This is a genomic window from Sphingobacterium sp. UBA3519 (assembly GCF_002377215.1).
Classification (GTDB): domain Bacteria; phylum Bacteroidota; class Bacteroidia; order Sphingobacteriales; family Sphingobacteriaceae; genus Sphingobacterium; species Sphingobacterium multivorum.
Window position 1 is genome coordinate 44,834 of the sequence record NZ_DFPI01000027.1, and the last position, 18,674, is coordinate 63,507.

The 18,674-nt window shown below is 35.4% G+C and carries 17 protein-coding genes; 16 read left to right on the plus strand and 1 reads right to left on the minus strand.

Annotation, left to right across the window (positions count from 1 at the left end; genetic code table 11):
- Window positions 1–7 precede the first annotated feature (7 nt).
- The 13 genes from rfbC to B3297_RS18985 all read left to right on the plus strand — a co-directional run bounded on the left by rfbC (window position 8) and on the right by B3297_RS18985 (window position 12,476).
- A complete protein-coding gene (rfbC, locus tag B3297_RS18925; RefSeq protein ID WP_286779265.1) occupies window positions 8–556 on the plus strand; it encodes a dTDP-4-dehydrorhamnose 3,5-epimerase in 549 nt (182 codons plus the stop codon).
- A complete protein-coding gene (gene rfbD, locus B3297_RS18930; RefSeq protein ID WP_286779266.1) occupies window positions 553–1,401 on the plus strand; it encodes a dTDP-4-dehydrorhamnose reductase in 849 nt (282 codons plus the stop codon). The genes rfbC and rfbD overlap by 4 nt, the downstream gene beginning before the upstream one ends.
- Window positions 1,402–1,414: 13 nt before the next feature.
- Complete coding sequence (gene rfbA, locus B3297_RS18935; RefSeq protein WP_286779267.1) at window positions 1,415–2,275, plus strand: glucose-1-phosphate thymidylyltransferase RfbA; 861 nt, start codon at window positions 1,415–1,417, stop codon at window positions 2,273–2,275.
- 13 nt (window positions 2,276–2,288) lie between these two features.
- Window positions 2,289–3,848, plus strand: coding sequence for a lipopolysaccharide biosynthesis protein (locus B3297_RS18940; protein WP_286779268.1), 1,560 nt, complete (start codon window positions 2,289–2,291; stop codon window positions 3,846–3,848).
- A 1-nt stretch (window position 3,849) separates the two neighbouring features.
- Window positions 3,850–5,064 (plus strand): EpsG family protein, encoded by a 1,215-nt coding sequence (locus B3297_RS18945; protein WP_286779269.1) that lies wholly within the window; start codon window positions 3,850–3,852, stop codon window positions 5,062–5,064.
- A 3-nt stretch (window positions 5,065–5,067) separates the two neighbouring features.
- Window positions 5,068–5,946, plus strand: coding sequence for a glycosyltransferase family 2 protein (locus B3297_RS18950; protein WP_286779270.1), 879 nt, complete (start codon window positions 5,068–5,070; stop codon window positions 5,944–5,946).
- Complete coding sequence (locus B3297_RS18955; RefSeq protein ID WP_286779271.1) at window positions 5,934–6,983, plus strand: glycosyltransferase family 4 protein; 1,050 nt, start codon at window positions 5,934–5,936, stop codon at window positions 6,981–6,983. Before B3297_RS18950 ends, B3297_RS18955 begins: the two co-directional genes overlap by 13 nt.
- Before the next feature lie 2 nt (window positions 6,984–6,985).
- Window positions 6,986–8,056, plus strand: a complete 1,071-nt coding sequence (locus tag B3297_RS18960; protein WP_286779272.1) for a glycosyltransferase — start codon at window positions 6,986–6,988, stop codon at window positions 8,054–8,056.
- A 12-nt stretch (window positions 8,057–8,068) separates the two neighbouring features.
- Window positions 8,069–8,854 (plus strand): glycosyltransferase family 2 protein, encoded by a 786-nt coding sequence (locus B3297_RS18965; RefSeq protein WP_286779273.1) that lies wholly within the window; start codon window positions 8,069–8,071, stop codon window positions 8,852–8,854.
- Window positions 8,851–9,405 (plus strand): acyltransferase, encoded by a 555-nt coding sequence (locus B3297_RS18970; protein WP_286779274.1) that lies wholly within the window; start codon window positions 8,851–8,853, stop codon window positions 9,403–9,405. Before B3297_RS18965 ends, B3297_RS18970 begins: the two co-directional genes overlap by 4 nt.
- A 2-nt stretch (window positions 9,406–9,407) precedes the next feature.
- Window positions 9,408–10,541, plus strand: coding sequence for an NAD-dependent epimerase/dehydratase family protein (locus B3297_RS18975; protein ID WP_112375455.1), 1,134 nt, complete (start codon window positions 9,408–9,410; stop codon window positions 10,539–10,541).
- A gap of 98 nt (window positions 10,542–10,639) precedes the next feature.
- On the plus strand, window positions 10,640–11,581 hold the full coding sequence (locus tag B3297_RS18980) for a hypothetical protein (protein ID WP_286779275.1): 942 nt from the start codon (window positions 10,640–10,642) through the stop codon (window positions 11,579–11,581).
- Window position 11,582: 1 nt separating this feature from the next.
- Window positions 11,583–12,476, plus strand: a complete 894-nt coding sequence (locus tag B3297_RS18985) for an NAD-dependent epimerase/dehydratase family protein (protein ID WP_286779276.1) — start codon at window positions 11,583–11,585, stop codon at window positions 12,474–12,476.
- A 21-nt stretch (window positions 12,477–12,497) separates the two neighbouring features.
- Here B3297_RS18985 and B3297_RS18990 read toward each other — a convergent pair whose 3' ends face one another.
- The gene (locus B3297_RS18990) at window positions 12,498–14,312 is read right to left on the minus strand and encodes a DUF4838 domain-containing protein (RefSeq protein WP_286779277.1); all 1,815 of its coding nucleotides are present in this window, start codon (window positions 14,310–14,312) and stop codon (window positions 12,498–12,500) included.
- A 70-nt stretch (window positions 14,313–14,382) separates the two neighbouring features.
- Between B3297_RS18990 and B3297_RS18995 the strand changes: the two genes are divergently transcribed.
- The 3 genes from B3297_RS18995 (at window position 14,383) to B3297_RS19005 (ending at window position 17,813) form a co-directional block, all read left to right on the plus strand.
- On the plus strand, window positions 14,383–15,354 hold the full coding sequence (locus B3297_RS18995; RefSeq protein ID WP_286779278.1) for an MraY family glycosyltransferase: 972 nt from the start codon (window positions 14,383–14,385) through the stop codon (window positions 15,352–15,354).
- Between the two features lie 94 nt (window positions 15,355–15,448).
- On the plus strand, window positions 15,449–17,368 hold the full coding sequence (locus tag B3297_RS19000; protein WP_286779279.1) for a polysaccharide biosynthesis protein: 1,920 nt from the start codon (window positions 15,449–15,451) through the stop codon (window positions 17,366–17,368).
- Between the two features lie 7 nt (window positions 17,369–17,375).
- Window positions 17,376–17,813, plus strand: coding sequence for a WxcM-like domain-containing protein (locus B3297_RS19005; protein WP_286779280.1), 438 nt, complete (start codon window positions 17,376–17,378; stop codon window positions 17,811–17,813).
- Window positions 17,814–18,674 lie beyond the last annotated feature (861 nt).

An 18,674-nucleotide genomic window follows, 5' to 3' on the forward strand; every position in this document is an offset into this window, starting at 1 on the left:
CTATCCGATGAAAGTTACAGAAACAAAATTAAAAGGCTGTTTTATTTTGGAACCGGCCAAATATGGTGATTCAAGAGGGTATTTTATGGAAAGTTTTAATGCGAAAACTTTCAATGAGCTGACGGGTACAAATACCCATTTTGTGCAGGATAATCAGTCCTATTCAACACGAGGTGTTTTGAGAGGTCTGCATGCACAGGCAGGTGAACATGCTCAGGCGAAATTGGTACGCGTGCTGCAAGGAGAAGTGATTGATGTTGCGGTGGATGTAAGGCCAAATTCGGATACTTTTGGGCAATATGTAGCTGTTAACTTATCGGCGGACAATAACTTACAGCTATTTGTTCCACGTGGATTTTTACATGGTTTTGTGGTGTTAAGCGAGACGGCGACGTTCTTTTATAAATGTGACAATTTTTATCATAAAGAGTCGGAATGCGGCGTAAATCCTTTGGACGAAGATTTGGCTGTAGATTGGCAGATTCCTGTTGAAGAGATGGTCCTGTCGGAGAAAGACCAGTCAGCCCCCACTTTTAAAGAGGTTTTTAGTCTATGAGAATCGTTGTTACAGGGGCCAATGGTCAGCTTGGATCAGAACTGCGAGATCTTCTAGCTGGACAGACGAGTAGAGACTGTTTTTTCTTGGATCGTAAGCAACTGCCTTTAGAGCAAACGCTTATTATACAGGATATCTTGGCACAATATCAACCCGATATTATTATTCATGCCGCAGCCTATACAGCTGTCGATAAGGCTGAATCAGAGCCTGAGTTGGCCGATCGGATTAATCATCTCGCTAGTGAGGAGATCGCACAATATTGTCGTATTCATGGCTCAAAATTGATTGCTATTTCGACAGACTATGTTTTTGATGGGAACTCAGCTATCGCACTGGCTGAAGATGCGCCCGTTGATCCAGTTAATGTTTATGGGCTCACCAAGCTAAAGGGAGAGCAAGCTATTCAAAAATGGCTTCCGGAAGGTATTATTATTCGCACATCTTGGGTATATTCGACCTATGGCAATAATTTTGTGAAAACCATGATCCGTTTGATGGGCGAGCGCGAAGAGATTTCGGTTATCAATGATCAGATTGGGTCGCCTACTTATGCAAAAGATTTAGCTGAGGCTATTTGCTCTATTATCAATTCAGGTGTATGGGAAGGTGGTGTCTATCATTTTAGCAATGAAGGAGAGATTTCATGGTACGACTTTGCTGTTGCAATTCGGGATCTAAAAGGATTGAACTGTCAGATCAATCCCATTCCTACGACGCAATATCCTACACCTGCGCGAAGACCTCATTATTCCTTATTGGATAAATCAAAAATTAAAAATACGTTCAGCATTTCTGTTCCTTCTTGGAAAGACAGTTTGAAAATAATGTTGCAAAAATTATAATCGACAGTACATTATGAAAGGAATTATATTAGCCGGAGGATCCGGTACACGTTTACATCCATTGACTTTAGCCGTGTCTAAACAGTTGATTCCCGTGTACGACAAACCCATGATCTATTATCCATTGTCGACATTAATGTTGGCAGGGATCAACGAAATTTTAATTATTTCCACGCCACAGGATTTGCCGAATTTTCAAAAATTGTTGGGTGATGGATCGCAAATAGGCTGTAAGTTTTCGTATAAAGAGCAGCCCAGTCCGGATGGTTTGGCACAAGCCTTTATACTGGGCGAGGAGTTTATTGGAGATGACAAGGTTGCTCTTATTTTGGGAGATAATATCTTTTACGCTTCTGGGATGTCTAAGTTATTGCAAGACTCATCAAATCCCGACGGCGGCGTTGTTTTTGCTTATCAGGTTTCTGATCCTGAACGGTATGGTGTGGTTGAGTTTGATCAGGATAATAAAGTTGTTTCTATAGAAGAAAAACCGAAAGAGCCTAAATCCAATTATGCGGTGCCAGGATTGTACTTCTATGACAATGACGTTGTGGAAATTGCGAAGAATATTAAACCTTCTTTACGCGGCGAGTTGGAAATAACAGATATCAATGCAGAGTATTTAAAAAGAGGAAAGTTAAAAGTTGGTGTTTTTAATCGAGGGACAGCTTGGCTGGATACGGGTACAATCAATTCGTTGATGCAGGCAGGGCAGTTTGTGCATGTCATTGAGGAGCGTCAAGGCATGAAAATTGGGGCGATTGAAGAGGTGGCTTATCGCATGGGATATATTGATCAGCAGCAATTGCAGAAGATTGCGGAACCTTTGCGCAAGAGTGGGTATGGAGAGTATTTATTGAAAATTAAAAAATAATTCTAGGCAGTTTATGAAAGGCGAAGCTTCTAGAACATCTAAGAGTCTGAAAAATGCAAGATATGCGATCTTGTTTTATTTTCTTTATCTTTTCTTGCAGTTTTTTTCCAGAAAGGTTTTTTTAGATAAATTAGGGGCAGAATTACTTGGTCTAAATACGACAATAGCAAATATTTTAAGTTTTTTAAATTTAGCGGAATTGGGGGTTGCAGCAGCGGTTTCTTTTAGCTTATATAAACCGTTGCTGGATCGTAATGAAAATGAAATAAACAATATCATGTCCATACAGGGCTGGCTTTATCGAAAAGTAGCCCGAGTTGTTCTTGTTGTAGCATTGTTTTTGCTCCTAGCTATTCCCTTTATATTCCGTAATACGTCTATTTCGTTGGGAATTATTTATGCAACTTTTCTGATCTCTTTGGCAGGAGTTATTTTCAGTTATCTAGTAAATTATACGCAAATTCTTTTGGTTGCTGACCAGCGGGAATACAAAGTTAATAGTATCACCCAAGGTGCAAGAATTCTCAAGATTATACTACAGATTATAGCGGTTTACTATTTTCAGAATGGTTATATATTATGGCTGACATTGGAATTAATTTTTTCTGTTCTAACAGCCTATTTTTTACATAGGATTGTCTTTAAGACCTATCCTTGGTTAAAGATCCAAGTTGCAGAGGGGAGTTCCTTGAGAGAAAAGTACCCACATATTATCGCTAAGACAAAGCAATTGATCTTCCATCAACTTTCACAGTTCATTTTAAATCAGACCACGCCGATTATTATTTTTAGTATTTTGTCTTTGACTACAGTTGCTATTTATGGTAATTATATGTTAATTGTAAATGGTATTTTGTTGTTTATCAATGCTATGTTTTCGGGAGCACAGGCTGGAATCGGAAATTTGGTAGCTGAAAATAATAAAGGTAAAATTTTAGCTTTTTTTGGAGAATTTGCGGTTTTAAAATATTGGATAGTTTCAGTGATCTGTTTTGTCATGATATTTCAGACACAAGGTTTTATAGCGTTATGGGTGGGGGAAAAATATGTGTTGCCAATGATAGACTTATATTTATTAGTTGCCTATTTGTTCATTTTAGTAGTCCGGGTGACAGATGGATTTATTTATGCCTATGGTCTGTTTCAGGATGTTTGGGCCCAAATACTGGAAATGTTCTTAAATCTTGGATTATCAACATTTTTGGGTTTTAAATTTGGTCTTACGGGGATTTTGGCTGGAATATTGATAAGTCAATTTTTATTAATGATGTGTTGGAAGCCATATTTCCTTTTTAAATTTGGAATAAGAGAAAGTTTTGCAATTTATTTGAAAAAGATCTTTATATATGTTTTTTGCATTGTGCTATCTTTTTGTTTTAGCCGCTTGTTATATTCCTTTCTACCTTATTTTGACAATGTTAACTATTTTCAATGGGTCAAAAATGCACTATTATTATCGATTGCTTATCTCTTAGTCAGTATATTTGTATTTGCCAGTATCAGCAGTGATTTTCGTAAAGTAATAGTTAGAGTCAAAAATATAGTTTTATCAATAATGCAAAAAAACACGTGATATGTTGAAAAAAAATAGTTTGAAAGCTGCAAACGTTTTGTTGCTATTTATTTTTCTAACAAGTTTATTTGGATCTTTTTTTGGAGGGATACTTTTATTTATCTGCGCTAGTCTTTTATTTAAACGAGTCCCCATATCGTATTTCCTATTCGTTGTTTTTGTGTTTTCTGTTGTTGCATTCACGCAGTTTACGACGACAACACAGGGCAATTACGATATCGTGCGATATTATATGTACTATAACTTGTTTGCCAATACTACTTTGAATGAATCTTGGTTGTTTATTCTTGATGCCGGGGATCCTTTCTTTCATATTTTGCAGTTTTGTATTGCACAGATTTTCCCAGATGATCCAAGGATGCTCAGTTTTATTTTATTATTTCTAAATGGGGGACTCATTCTCTATGCTGCTCAAAATTTTAGAATTTATTCGATGAATGCAGAGAATAGAGAAATGGGGCTTGGAAATTTATCCTTGTTGTTCTGGTTTCTAGGTTTCTTTTTATTGATCAGTTTCCCGAATTATACAAATGTATTGCGTCAGTATTTGGCAATGGCGTTGTTTTTTGTTGCGGTTTCTAGAAAGACAATAAAAAAAAGTTCATGGCAGTTTTTCTTGTTTTCAGTGATGAGCCATTGGAGTATTCTTTTTTATATTCTTGTTTTTTTTCTTTTAAAATGGCTCAAAAACAAGGATCGCATGATTCTTGCGCTCTCTCCTTTTTTTGGCATGATTTTAATGGTATTGTTGCCTGTGCTTCCTCTGACATTGAGAATGAAAGAATATCTTCTTGGAGAGGAGATATTAGGAATTGATAAAACCATGTTGTTGATCTGTTTGGTGGTGCAGATTTTTTTAGTTTATATTTTAAGGCAGATAAAGAGTACGAACAAAAATTTGTATATTTTGAGTTTAATGTCGCTCTCTTATGCCTTTCTCTTTTTATTTAATTCGACCATATCTACTCGACATTTTTATTTTTTAGGAATACTTTTGGTCATAATGTTTTTCGTAATCCAGAATAATCAAACGATATTGCTAAAAAATAAGGTAAATAGCTTTCTTTTGATGATGATATTCCTGTTATTCTCCTTTTATAACGTTAAAGCGTTACTTTCCGGAAATTTTGAGTATCGGATTTTTAAAGACAATCAATATATGAATTCGGTGATAGGTATTTTTGATACGGATTTCCCAGCAGAAATGATAAGATAGCTTATGATAACAGTAATTATTCCCTCATATAACAGAGCACATTTATTGAAACGCACCATTCCAACATATTTACAAGAAGGTGTAAGTAAGGTAATATTGGTAGATGATTGTTCTACTGATGATACCGAGGCTGTAGTTAAAGAAATGTTATTGCATATTCCTGAATTAGAATATATTAGACTGAGTGAGAATTCCAAGCAGGCTTTTGCAAAAAACGTTGGGATCAATATGGTTGATACACCATGGATTTATTTTGGGGATGATGATAGTATTTTATATGATAATTGTATACCAATCCTTTATGAGACTTGTTTAAAGAATCGGGCTGATATCTGTGGTGCTAAAGCTTTGTATATGGATCAAGAGGATGAAAATCTGGAATTCCGTGATGTGGTCAAAAAATATGATAATAATCTACCAAGGGGTAAAAAACTATGCGATTTAGAGCGATTGGAGGCAAATTTTATATATTCAGTAGAAAATCCGCAGGAGGTTCCTTTTGTGCAAGCTTCGGCTTTGGTAAACACATCATTAGCAAGAAGTGTCATGTTTGATCCTAGATATTTAGGTAACGGTTATAGAGAGGAAACAGACTTTTTTGTACGTTGCTCTTTTTTGGATGCGAAAATTATGTTCAACTCTGACGCTGTACAAATTAATTTACCTCGAAATGTTTCCTCCGGAGGCTCACATGCTTCAGGTAGATTAGCTTGGTATAAATCGACAATTAAAAACAACCATAGGTTTTTAACGAAGAATTGGAAGCAGATTCAGAATAAATACCAGATCAGAAAACCGAAGCTTATTGTGGAGCTGCAATTTGTCTTTTTTTTGATTGTGGGTGGAATAAACAATATTTCAAAATCATTATGGAAAAGATAAACGGAAAAAAATGTTTTTTGGTATCCTACAATGGGTTGTCGAACTCAGGGGGCGTTGAGAAAGTTTGTTTTTATCTTAATAAGATAATGACAGACAAGGGTTACGACGTTATTGTTGTTGACAAAAATTTGGTTGAAAAAACCAAATATGCAAAAATATTTATGGGTGTTTTTGGAAAGCTTCACGTCATAGCATTTACTTTTTTTGCATCATTATTTATAAGGAATAATAGAAATAAAGGGGATGTGAAAATTGCTCATGGCTTTAATGCTCCTTTTTTCAAAAACGACTATCTCTTTATTCATGGTACATTGAAAGGATACTGTTTAAAAACTAAGACTAGAATAAGCTGGTCTCATCGCATTCTTTTTCAATTGGAGCGTATCGCTGTAAAAAATGCAGACAAGATACTTGCGGTATCCCAGAATGCTATCGACGAAGTGAAGCAATACTATACAAAGGCAGAAAGGCAATATTTTGTTGTTCATAATGGAGTAGATGACACCACTTTTTTACCTCTAAACGAAAAAAAAGGGAATACTTATATCAATGTGTTATATTGTGGAAGACTTGACGAAGGAAAGGGGCTTCAAAAACTTTTGGAATTGGCGAGGTTGGTGGAGAAAACTGAAAACTTTAAGTTTTCAATAGCTTGTAATAATTCAAATAATGCAGACTTGTTCGACGGCTTACAGAAAACCTTGATTTGTGTCGGTTTAAATCATGAAAATATTAATACCTTTTATAATTCTGGAGATATATTCTTTTTCCCTTCCCATTATGAAGGGTTTGAGATGGTAACATTAGAAGCACTGTCAGCAGGAATCCCGGTATTAGGCAATAATGTTGGAGCTGTTGGTGAACTTAAGAATAATAATGATCCTGGAGTGGACATAATTGATTTTGAAAATATCTTGCAACAAATAAAAACTATGATTGAGACTTACAAAGATAGAAGTACTTTTCTTCACGATTATTATAAAAATAGCTATGGTTTGGATTGTTATATAAATAAATTGAACAAAATAATAGTATAAATATGCCAAAGTTGCTTTATGTGGGTGAAGATATTGCAAGAATTGATTGTGGATCAGATTCAGTAAACAAGCGGAATATCGATATCTTGAAGAATATTTTTGGAGACCAATTTATTCTTACGCCATTAAAAAGGGGGAATTCAGTCAGTGATAAATTGAAGTTCTATATAGGCGGACTTGATTCAACGATTGAACGGCAGGTATTAAAACTATTGGCCAGTGATACTTCAATCCAGTTTGTTTTTATTAGCCAGTCGTTGGTGGGGCGGCTTGCGAAGGCAATCAAGCGGAAGGTCAAAAGGGATATTGTTATTATTTGTTTTTATCATAATATAGAAAAACATTATGCTAAAGAATTTTTAAAAACTTCAGGTTTGAGGCATTATCCCTTCTATATATGGGCTTCTTTTAATGAAAGTAGAGCTGTAAGATATTCCGATATTAACATTGTTTTAAATGAAAGAGATGGCCATGTTTTAGAATCTATTTATCAAAAAAGATACGATTTAATATTACCAGCTGGATACCGTGATCAATTTGAGCAATCTAGGGCATTGACCCATGCATTGGAACAGCCCATTTATCTTTTTGTGGGAACGGCATTTTTTGGTAATTTGGAAGGGATAGAGTGGTTTATAGAAAATATATTACCCAATGTTGAAGGCAAATTAATTATAATTGGAAAGGGGATGGACGCTTATAAAGAGAAATATCATCATGAGCGGCTAGAAATATATGGTTTTATGGAAGACTTGTCTACATATTACTATAATGCTTCGTTGGTGATAGCACCGATATTTTCAGGTGGAGGAATGAAAACTAAAACGGCAGAGGCTTTGATGTATGGCAAGACTATTGTTGGTACAAAGGAGGCTTTTGAGGGATATGTGAGGGACGATCGTGCAATGATCGAATGTAATAAGGATAACTTTCTGAAAACGTTGCAACGGCTAGAGAAGAGTAGGATTTTTCCATTAAATGATTATTCTAGGGGTATCTTCGTTAATTATTACAGTAATGAAGCAATTGAATCTGCTTTAAAAGATAAGTTTAAAAATATAGATATAAAGTAATATTTTCAATCGATGTCAATAGATGTTTCAGTAGTCATTCCGATGTATAACTCGGAGGATACAATAGTGCGGGCTTTACAATCTGTTGTACAGCAAACATATCAAGGAAATGTAGAAATAATTGTAGTTAATGATGGGTCTCAAGACAATTCCGAGAATGAAGTAATAGCTTTTAAGCAAGCATATCCTCAGGTGGATTTAAAGTTGATCTCCCAGCCAAATGGAGGAGTATCTAAAGCTAGGAATACTGGATTAAGAAATGCAAGTGGAATGGTAATAGCTCTACTCGATTCAGATGATGAATGGCTTGCTAATAAATTAGAATGGCAACTCCCGTATTTGCGTTCGGATATTGATTTTGTGACTTGTTTAAGGAATAATGATAGGATAGGGTTCCCGTATATACTAATTGATGATAAATTTGCATCTGTTACATTAAGGAAGTTAATGATCAAGGTTGTTGGACAAACATCAACAGCTGTATTTAAAAGAAGCATTTTGGAGCGTATTGGGCTATTTGATGAGAATCAGAAATATTCAGAGGATGCTAATTATTGGATGAAAGCTTCAAGAGTCGCCAATATGGTAATTCTTAATAAAAAATTAGTAATAACAGGAGGTGGAAAACCTTCAGTTGGTTTCAGTGGATTATCAAGTAATATTGCCGGGATGGAACAAGGTGTCCAAAAAAATATTAAGGAAATGTATACCTTGCGATATATAAATATTTTTGAATATTTTTTCTTTAGAATGTTTTCGAGATTAAAATATGTTGTAAGAAAATTAAAATATAAATGATCTGTAAATTATTTTGGACGGTAAGAGCTATCTTATATAAATTTTTCTTTAAAAAAATTGAATTTCCGTCATATATAGGAAAGCCGGTTTTTCTGCATGGGGTTAATAAAATAGCCATTGGTAGAAGAGTGAGGATTTTTCCAAATGTACGACTTGAGGTACATGGTGATGATTCTTCTTTGACTATTGAGGATAATGTAGCAATAGGGCAAAATGTACACATTACGTCCGGAGGCAATCTTATTATTGGGGAATCTACAACAATACTGGCAAATGTATTTATTACTAATATAGATCATAATTATACCGAAATTGATCGACATATATTAGAGCAGGAAATGTTGATTAAAAATACCCAAATTGGAGAAAATTGTTTTATTGGAATTGGAGCCGCAATCCAAGCTGGTACTATTTTGGGAAGACAATGTGTAGTTGGAGCGAATTCCGTAGTAAGAGGTGTATTTCCTGACTATTGTGTGATTGTTGGTGTTCCTGCGCGTATTGTTAAGAGGTTTAACTTTGATACTCAGCAATGGGAAAAAATAATATAAAAATGAAAAACATATTAATTACTGGTGGAGCAGGTTTTATTGGCTCCAATTTAGCATTGAAGCTGATTGAGAAAGGCTATAATATCACAGTTTTGGATAATCTTTCCCCGCAAATTCATGGTAATAATCCGACTGAAACCTCACCTCTTTATTTGAGTATCAAAGATAAGGTGAAATTTATTCATGGCTCTGTTACTAATCAAGACGACTGGAAGCTGGCTTTGGAGGGACAAGATGCTATTGTCCATTATGCTGCTGAAACTGGTACCGGGCAGTCAATGTATGAAGTGAAAAAATATATTGACGTTAATATTGGTGGAACTGCAATAATGCTTGATTTATTGGTGAATTCAGATCACAATATTAAAAAAGTTGTTGTCGCATCCTCACGGTCTATATATGGGGAGGGAAAGTATATAAGCCCAGAGTTTGGAGATGTATATCCGACACAACGTACCACCGAAGACATGGACAAAGGCGACTTTGAAGTGAAGTACCCTGGCTCTTCAGCATTGGCGTTAGTGGGAACGGACGAAAATTCAAAAATACACCCATCTTCGGTATATGGTATTTCCAAGCAAAATCAGGAGCAGATGGTTCTCACCGTTTGCCCAACTATTGGTATTGCGGCAGTGGCATTTCGCTATCAAAATGTTTATGGCCCCGGCCAATCTCTAAAAAATCCATATACTGGTATTCTTTCTATTTTTTCTACTCAAATAAAAAACGGAAATGGAATTAATATATTTGAGGATGGCAAGGAAACACGTGATTTTGTGTTTATTGATGATGTTGTCGATGCCACAATATTGGGTTTGGAAAAAGAAGCTGCGAATAATCAAGTGTTCAATGTGGGTACAGGAGTGCCTACTGATGTACTTACCGTTGCGAATGAATTAAAACAGAACTATGGTGTTGAAGTGCCAGTAACAGTTTCAGGAAATTACAGGTTGGGAGACATTCGACATAATTTTGCCGATCTTATTAAGATTAAAAGCATGCTGGAATTTGAACCAAAAGTGTCTTTTAAACAAGGCCTCAAACAGTTTACATCATGGGTGAATACGCAACAGGTCCAGGAAGACCAGTATCAGCGTTCGATCGATGAAATGAAAGTCAAGGGATTGTATAAGTAAAAGCTATGGCAGAGTGTGTTCTTGTCAATAAAAGAGTATTGCTGGTCTCGGTAAAGTTTTTTAATTACGAATGTCTGATTAAGAAACAACTTGAGGAAATGGGGGGCATTGTTGATTTATTTGATGAACGCCCATCAAATTCCTTTTTTAGCAAAGCCATTATTCGTATAAAAAAGGAGGTTTATGCCCAAAAGATCAATTCCTATTTTAAAGGAGTAATCGAAAAAATAAAGTCTAATCGATATCATTATTTTTTGCTGATTAAAGGTGAAGCGACGCCGCAGTTTTTTATTGATTTTTTGAGAAAAAATAATCCTGATATAAAACTTATATTTTATACATACGATTCTTTCAAAAATAATTCGAATGGACTTGCAATATTGCCAAACTTTGATTATAAATATACTTTTGACAGTGAAGACTCCAAAAAGTATAATATTGGTTTCAGACCGTTATTTTACGCAGAAGACTACAGTGCGCTCTACACACAAAAAGATGCGATTTTGTATGATCTGGCCTTTATTGGTACAGCGCATTCTGATCGTTATTTAATTGCTGAGACAGCACGATCCTGGTGTCAGAATAATTTTCTTAAAATGTTTACTTTCTATTATTCGCCTAGTAAAACCTTATTTAAGCTTAAAAAGTTGATAGATAAGAACTTTAGGAATTTTGACTTTAATAAGATTTCGTTTCAAAGTCTCTCGCATACTCAAATTATTGACATTTATAGATCTTCGAAAGTGATATTGGATATTAATCATCCAGGTCAAAATGGGTTGACTATGAGGACTTTCGAAACCCTTGGTAGCGGCAGAAAGCTTATTACAACCAATCCCGATATAAAAAAATATCCATTTTTCGATCCGCAAAATATTTATATCATTGATCGAGATCATGTTGATTTTCAACTAGATTTTTTTAGAAGTGAGTTTAAAGCTATTGACCCGGAGTTATTAAAGAGCATGTCATTGCAGGGGTGGGTGGAAGAAGTCTTTGGTATAAGAAATGTAAACTATTGGAATGATATATTAACGTAGTATGAAAGATATTGCCATACTTGGCAGCTCTGGTTTTATTGGCCAGAACCTGTTGGAAAATATTGAGGGATCCTTTGGCGTTTCATTAAGAAATGATGATTTGCAAGAAAGATTGGGAAGTGCAGAGGTTATCGTTAATCTGGTTGGGAAAGCTCATGATCATAAAGGTGACGCTACAGAGGAAGATTATTTTTATGTAAATTTTGAGTTGACAAAGCAAATTTTTACAGCATTTAATAATTCAAAAGCAAGTTTATTGATTCATGTGAGCTCTATTGCTGCAGTAGAAGAATACGAGTCCGCTCATCCCCTGGTTGAGACTGACTCTTGTAAGCCATCGTCTTGGTATGGGAAATCTAAATTAGTTGCCGAACAATGGCTCTTTGAACAAGAGCGAAATGAGGGAAAGAAAATTATTATTGTTCGTCCGCCGATGGTTCATGGTATCGGAGATAAAGGAAGTTTGGGACTGCTATATAATCTGATAGCTAAAGGGATTCCCTATCCCTTGTCTTCATTTCGTAATAGTAGGTCATTTATAGGCATTGATAATTTTATTTTTTTTATAAATGAAATTGTTGATAAGGGTGATTCAATTGAATCTGGGATCTATCATATCGCTGACGATGAGTATGTCTCCACTTCGGATATTATCGCTATCATTAAAGAAATAACCGGTAAGAGAATCCTAAATTTATCGATACCCCGCCCTCTGGTTAGGTTTGTTGCGAGTCTGGGTGATAGGATACCAATTCCGCTAAATACAAAAAGGCTAAAGAAATTGACGGGAACTTTATTATTATCCAATATAAAGGCTAAGTCAGCTTTAGGAATCAAAAAATTACCAACAACTGCGAAGGAAGCATTATATAAAACAATCAGATCATTTCGGTAGCTGATCTGATTGTTCAAGAGATCAGATCAGCCCTTCTTTTACATCTCTAGTATAGTCGTTAACAGTTCTTCCCCATTCACTGACGACGTCAATTTCAAGCTCCTTACATAATGCCTGGAATTCGTTAAGGATGTCCAGTATGTTTTTTTTGTTTCTCTTGAAGTAGCCTACAAACTGCTCAGAATAAACTGAGTTTTTCTTGTTAGCGTACTTTGTTGCCGTTTCAATTTCAACAAATTTTAAACATAATAGTTCCCGCTTGATCCGAAAATAATATTTCGTTCCTCTTGTTTTTGATAATGCAGCGTGGATTAATTTATAATAAGCTTCGAGGTGTTTTATACTAAAAACTTTCGAATTCTCCATATTGGATTGGGGATTCGCATGTTCGATCATTGATCCTGTCGAAGACATTACTTCCCATTTGTGGTCATCAGCTTTCATAGCATTTTCATGTAGTAAATCGATATATTGTTTCATTTCCATCGCACCAGCGCCATAAAAATCCGCGCAAAACCTTGAGATTAATTTATCCAGATCCTGATTGTGATCCCAGAATAATGAAGAATAAACAAACGTTTTTAACTCTTTCATGGAGCACCACTCAACTGCCGTTAATTCCATGAACATTGAGGCTGTGCCTTTGCTTTTGAAATATGCTAGATTATCTTTAGCGACATGAAGGGTAGGGAAAGGAAACAATATATACGAATAATTGACACCATAATCCCATATAAATAACCTTTTCGTTGATTTGGTCCAAAGATCTAATTCCCTTCTTAATAAGATAGAACTTTCATCGTTTGCCGTTCTAACTGCTCTGATTTTGTTGTTATTCGTCAATGTGTACATCACCTCAACATTGGATACACACCTTCCTCCTGGAATCTCTTGCGAAGATGAAATAATTGTTTTTGCTGTATGCGGCTTGGAGGTAATATTATAAGCTAGCGTACGTATAATCTTATCTGGAAATTTTAAGGCAATCTTATTTACAAAAGGGAATAGGGTTTCCGATAGGCCGTTACCTCTGTCATGTTTCGGCTTACATAGATTACAGGAGCAATAACCTGAAGAATCTAGAATTCCATCTGGTTGGCTGACATCCCAAATTTTAAAGTTCGGCTCATCTGCAATTCTTTTTCTTAAGTTTGCCACAATAATGTCAAAGACATTATTATTGGATAAACAGGGCATAATATTTTCCCCATATTTTCTTTTTCCGGCGATAAGTGCATAAAATTCAGAATTGCTTTTAAAATATTTGTCGTGTCCCAAAAGCGGTAATATACTGTGTGATGGGTTTCCTGTGTCTTCAAATGTTTTATAGTTTGTTTGTGAGTCATTCCCAAATAGGCTTGCAAGGTTATGGTTGCTGTAATCTCTTGAGAATGATAAACTAGAGTAGACTAGTCTGTATTCAAAATCAGGTTTTTGTAACTCGTTTTTAATGTTGTTGATTAAAAGTATATTTTGTGTAATATACGATATGTCATTCTCCACAGTCATAATTACACCTAAATATTTTTGAATAAAATAAGCTACCCCTAAAACATTCGCCCGGGATTTGCCGGCAATAAAGATTTTCTCATTTTCCCGAAAGATGACAAACGAGTCTTTTGCTACTACCTCATTTTCGAAATTTCTGATTGTTTTTGATCCAATAATCAATTCATGATTTTTCGATTTTTCATTATTGCTAACAATGGGGATAAAAGCGCCAGTAATTCTAAATAAAGAAGTTTTCAATAGTTCTGCTGCTTCCAACTCATATTTGTTTTTTTGATCACTGATTACAATTTGGTAATCAGACCATCCAAATTTTGCGATATCCATTTTAGCAAATTTTTATTTGAAATATACAGATTATCTTTGAATAAAAATATTACATAAGTGCTATATTTGTATGGTAGATTTTTTTATGATGTATTTTTCTGTTACTATTTTACTATTTGTTCTTGAATTGCTATATTTTCGATTGGCGGATCGATTTAATATCATAGACAAACCAAATGAGAGATCTTCTCATTCAACAATAACACTTCGTGGTGGTGGCATAGTCTTTTATTTTGGAGCGCTGGCATACTTTATCTGGTCTGGTTTTCAATTCCCATGGTTTTTCTTAGGACTCACAATGATGACCATTGTGTCTTTTTTAGATGATGTATTTACCTTGTCTAACAAGATACGCTTGCTGGTGCACTTTTCTTCGGTATTGTTGATGGCCTATCAGCTGAATGTATTTGCAATGCCATGGTATTTTTTGATCATAACTTTTATCATTGTTGTTGGTGTGATTAATGCTTACAATTTCATGGATGGTATCAATGGCATTACGGCCTGTTATAGTTTAGCTGTTGGCGGACTCCTTATGCTTGTAAACAAGCAGCTTGATTTTATACCCCAAGAATTGCTAGTATTTACTTTATTGGGGGTTTTAGTATTTACCTTCTTTAATTTTCGTAAAAAAGCGAAATGCTTTGCTGGCGATGTTGGTTCTGTGGCGATAGCCTATATCTTATTATTTGCTCTAGGGGCTCTTATATTAAAAACAGGCAATTTAATTTACATCCTATTTTTGTCCATATATGGCATTGATGCGGTTTGGACTATACTACGGCGATTAACGTTAAAAGAAAATATTTTTGAAGCTCATCGCTCTCATTTATATCAGTATATGGGAAATGAAGCTGGTATCAATAAGTTACTGATTTCTTTTCTCTATGGAGTTACTCAGTTTGGAATTGGGCTTGCCGTCATTGAATTTTCAAATAAGAGCTATGCTATTCAACTTTATTTCTCTCTTGGCTTACTTTTTGTTTTAAGTTTGGTCTATTTGTTGTTGAAAAGATATATTATCGCAAACTATGTGAAATAGTTTTTAATTGTATATTTTTCTGAATTTGATGGAAAAATATCTTCAAGTAGAGAGAAGCTTGAAAATCATTATTTTAACCTTTTTAAATGCATGAATGATTAACTTTTGGAGGGAGGGGCTGTTATTGAACAAGCCTCGGTGGATGGTCCTATTAGTGGATATGCTCATTGTGAGCGCAGGCTTCGGTATGAGCTATATCCTTATTTTCAAACATAGAGGAATAGTTGAACTAAACAATTTATTTGGTCAGTTGCTCATCGTATGCACAGTTTACCTTGTTTGGTTTTTGATCTTCGGGACATATAAAAGTGTCATGCACAAAACAGGAATACGTGACCTTCAGCAACTTGTGATTGCGCTTGTTTCGGCTTATATTTCTGTTGAGCTACTTAGCAAGCTAATAGAATGGATGGTTCCTAAAAATACCATTTTTCAAAATATCCTGCCGTTTTCTGATACCCAACTTCTTTTTCATGCCTTGATCGCTGGATTTGGAATGACTTTCCTTAGGGTTCTTTATCGATCTATATACCATGAATTCGTTTGGAATCAGAAAGATAACCGTATACCTGTAATTCTCTTTGGTGCAGGGAATATGGGAAATACGACATTTCACTTTATTCACACGACCTCGCGCAATAAATATCGTATTGTGGCCATTCTGGATGATAAGCCAAGCCGTATTGGAAAACGCATTCAAGGATTTAAAGTTCAGGATATCAATTGTCTTAATAAAGCTTTTGTACAGAAACATGGAAACGCACATGAATTGATTATTGCGATTGACGACCATAATCCTCAACGTTTAGAGCATGTTTTCAAGTTGGCAGAACCAATTCCACTTATTGTAAAGATAATTCCTGACACGGCTAAATTACTTGCCGGAGAAGTTGCCACGAGGCAGATACGAAGTCTCCGAATCGAAGACTTACTTGGACGTAAAGCGATTGATCTCGATAATCCGACGATTGCATCTGAAATGAAAGACCAAATTGTATTGGTAACTGGTGGTGCGGGTTCTATAGGCAGTGAACTTGTTCGGCAATTGGCTCATACCGATCTGTTGAAACTTATTGTTGTAGACCAGGCAGAATCTGCACTTTACGAAATTCAGCAGGAACTTAGTTCCAATGTGAATTTCGACCGTTTTACCTTTATTGTTGGCGATATCCGGAATCAGCCTTTTATGGAAACCGTTTTTCAGACATTTTTACCTACTTATGTTTTTCATGCAGCAGCTTATAAGCATGTACCGCTCATGGAGTCCAATCCGTATGAATCCATATTGACCAATGTGTGCGGATCGTATGCCTTAGCCAAATTGGCAGATAAGTATGAAGTTTCTAAATTCGTAATGGTTTCCACCGATAAAGCTGTCAACCCAACGAATGTCATGGGAGCCACAAAACGTGTTGCAGAGATAGCTGTTTCAATAGTTAATAAATATTCTAAAACCAATTTTATCGTCACAAGGTTTGGGAATGTTTTGGGCTCAAATGGCTCAGTTATCCCCCTTTTTGAAAGACAGATGCTCCATGGAGGTCCGTTGACCATTACAGATCCCAATATCACGCGGTATTTTATGACCATCCCCGAATCCTGCCAACTGGTTCAGGAAGCTGCTGTTATGGGTAAAGGAGGAGAGATATTTGTATTTGACATGGGCGAACCGGTTAAAATTATGAATCTCGCCAAGCAGATGATCCGCTTAAAAGGATACAATTATCCAGAGGATATTGATATTAAGGTGGTAGGGTTACGGCCTGGGGAGAAAATATTTGAAGAACTTTTGGCGAATGGGGAAAATACTGAAAAGACTTATCACGAAAAGATTATGATTGCCAAAGTAAATACCGCTGACCTAGATATCCAGAAAAGTAAAGTAGAATATCTTTGTCAATATGTAGAAAATGCAAACCCTCGTGTAGATAAAATGGAACTCGTAAGATTGATAAAGCAAATTGTGCCCGAATACCGATCACAAAATTCAGTATTTCAAACATTAGACAAATAAAAAAAATATGATTAATACAATACAAGGAGGGGTCGCCACGGACCATAGGGGGCAAATAAGATTTGTCAATGATTTTGACATGAGTCTTGTTAAGCGTTTTTACATAATTAAGAATCTAGATACAGAGTTGGTAAGAGGTTGGCGGGCTCATAAGATCGAACAACGCTGGTTTTATGTACTCTCTGGATCATTCTCCGTAGATTTGGTGAAAATTGACAATTGGGAAGCAGCCTCACCAGATCTCCCTGTCGATAATATGATTATATCTGCGAGCAATTTGCGTGTGTTACATATCCCTTCAGGCTACGGTACTGCTTTCAAAGCAATGGAATCTGATAGTGAATTGCTTGTATATTCCGACTATGGAATTGAACATGCAGCAAATGATGATCATACGTATCCGCTGGATTACTTTAAAAATAGAAAGAAATCATTTGATATTTAGTGCCCTTTATTTGGTTGCGAAGTAGTTCCTCGGACTTTTCGGTTGATATATCAACTTTGATTTCAAGTAAGCCGCCTCTTATGGTAATTCTGTACCTCTACTGATCGAGGAGGTAATTAAAGTGCAGTCCAATCTACGACCGGCTTCCCCCCTTTTGAGCCAAGTTTCCATGTTGAAGAAGTTTTTTTTAATTTGGCAGATTCTCCTGGTCATAATTTTGTGACAATTTCTTAATTTTTTTATTCTCCGTAAATTTTAAAGGTTTTCCCCCTGATTTCGAGGAGATAAGTGCATTTTCTCGTGCAAATTACGGTCTAAATAAGCTCAATTCTTAAAGGAATTGCGAAGTAATTGTGAAATTTTGATAAAAACATTAAAAAAGATAAAGATTATTAAATTTTGTTGTCTATATTTGTCATACTACAATCTACAATTATTAAAACACGAGAGTATTTGACTGCATGATTATCCAAGCGGATGATGCAATTTGTGCGGAAAAATCCAGTCAACTAAATTCTGAAGAGAAGCCTTATTATTTAAAAAAACAATTATTGAGATCTGATCATAAACAGATAGAACTGACATAGAAAAAGTGAATTTATTGCTCTTCGGCTTCATGGGGAAGCCAATTTGAGCTATAGTTTTCTCAATTATAGGTATTTACCTGTACGGGTACTTTGCGCCGCTTATGTTTCTTGTTAGGAAAAATGTTTAAAATTAGGTTTTTTAATTTTTTATTAACTATTTGAATATTTAACTAATAAAGATTATTATGCATAAGTATGTTCAAAATCGCGTTTTAGCTTATTTAAAAATGCTGCTCGCTTTGACAGATGCAGTGTTGTAAATGGTAAATAAGAA

Coding starts and splice junctions, on each gene's coding strand:
- B3297_RS18960 (WP_286779272.1), top strand. CDS start 6,986: ATGCCAAAGTTGCTTTATGTGGGTGAAGATATTGCAAGAATTGATTGT.
- B3297_RS18955 (WP_286779271.1), top strand. CDS start 5,934: ATGGAAAAGATAAACGGAAAAAAATGTTTTTTGGTATCCTACAATGGG.
- B3297_RS18950 (WP_286779270.1), top strand. CDS start 5,068: ATGATAACAGTAATTATTCCCTCATATAACAGAGCACATTTATTGAAA.
- B3297_RS19000 (WP_286779279.1), top strand. CDS start 15,449: ATGATTAACTTTTGGAGGGAGGGGCTGTTATTGAACAAGCCTCGGTGG.
- B3297_RS18945 (WP_286779269.1), top strand. CDS start 3,850: ATGTTGAAAAAAAATAGTTTGAAAGCTGCAAACGTTTTGTTGCTATTT.
- B3297_RS18970 (WP_286779274.1), top strand. CDS start 8,851: ATGATCTGTAAATTATTTTGGACGGTAAGAGCTATCTTATATAAATTT.
- B3297_RS18965 (WP_286779273.1), top strand. CDS start 8,069: ATGTCAATAGATGTTTCAGTAGTCATTCCGATGTATAACTCGGAGGAT.
- B3297_RS18980 (WP_286779275.1), top strand. CDS start 10,640: ATGGGGGGCATTGTTGATTTATTTGATGAACGCCCATCAAATTCCTTT.
- B3297_RS18975 (WP_112375455.1), top strand. CDS start 9,408: ATGAAAAACATATTAATTACTGGTGGAGCAGGTTTTATTGGCTCCAAT.
- B3297_RS18940 (WP_286779268.1), top strand. CDS start 2,289: ATGAAAGGCGAAGCTTCTAGAACATCTAAGAGTCTGAAAAATGCAAGA.
- rfbD (WP_286779266.1), top strand. CDS start 553: ATGAGAATCGTTGTTACAGGGGCCAATGGTCAGCTTGGATCAGAACTG.
- B3297_RS18995 (WP_286779278.1), top strand. CDS start 14,383: ATGGTAGATTTTTTTATGATGTATTTTTCTGTTACTATTTTACTATTT.
- B3297_RS19005 (WP_286779280.1), top strand. CDS start 17,376: ATGATTAATACAATACAAGGAGGGGTCGCCACGGACCATAGGGGGCAA.
- B3297_RS18990 (WP_286779277.1), bottom strand. CDS start 14,312: ATGGATATCGCAAAATTTGGATGGTCTGATTACCAAATTGTAATCAGT.
- rfbA (WP_286779267.1), top strand. CDS start 1,415: ATGAAAGGAATTATATTAGCCGGAGGATCCGGTACACGTTTACATCCA.
- B3297_RS18985 (WP_286779276.1), top strand. CDS start 11,583: ATGAAAGATATTGCCATACTTGGCAGCTCTGGTTTTATTGGCCAGAAC.
- rfbC (WP_286779265.1), top strand. CDS start 8: ATGAAAGTTACAGAAACAAAATTAAAAGGCTGTTTTATTTTGGAACCG.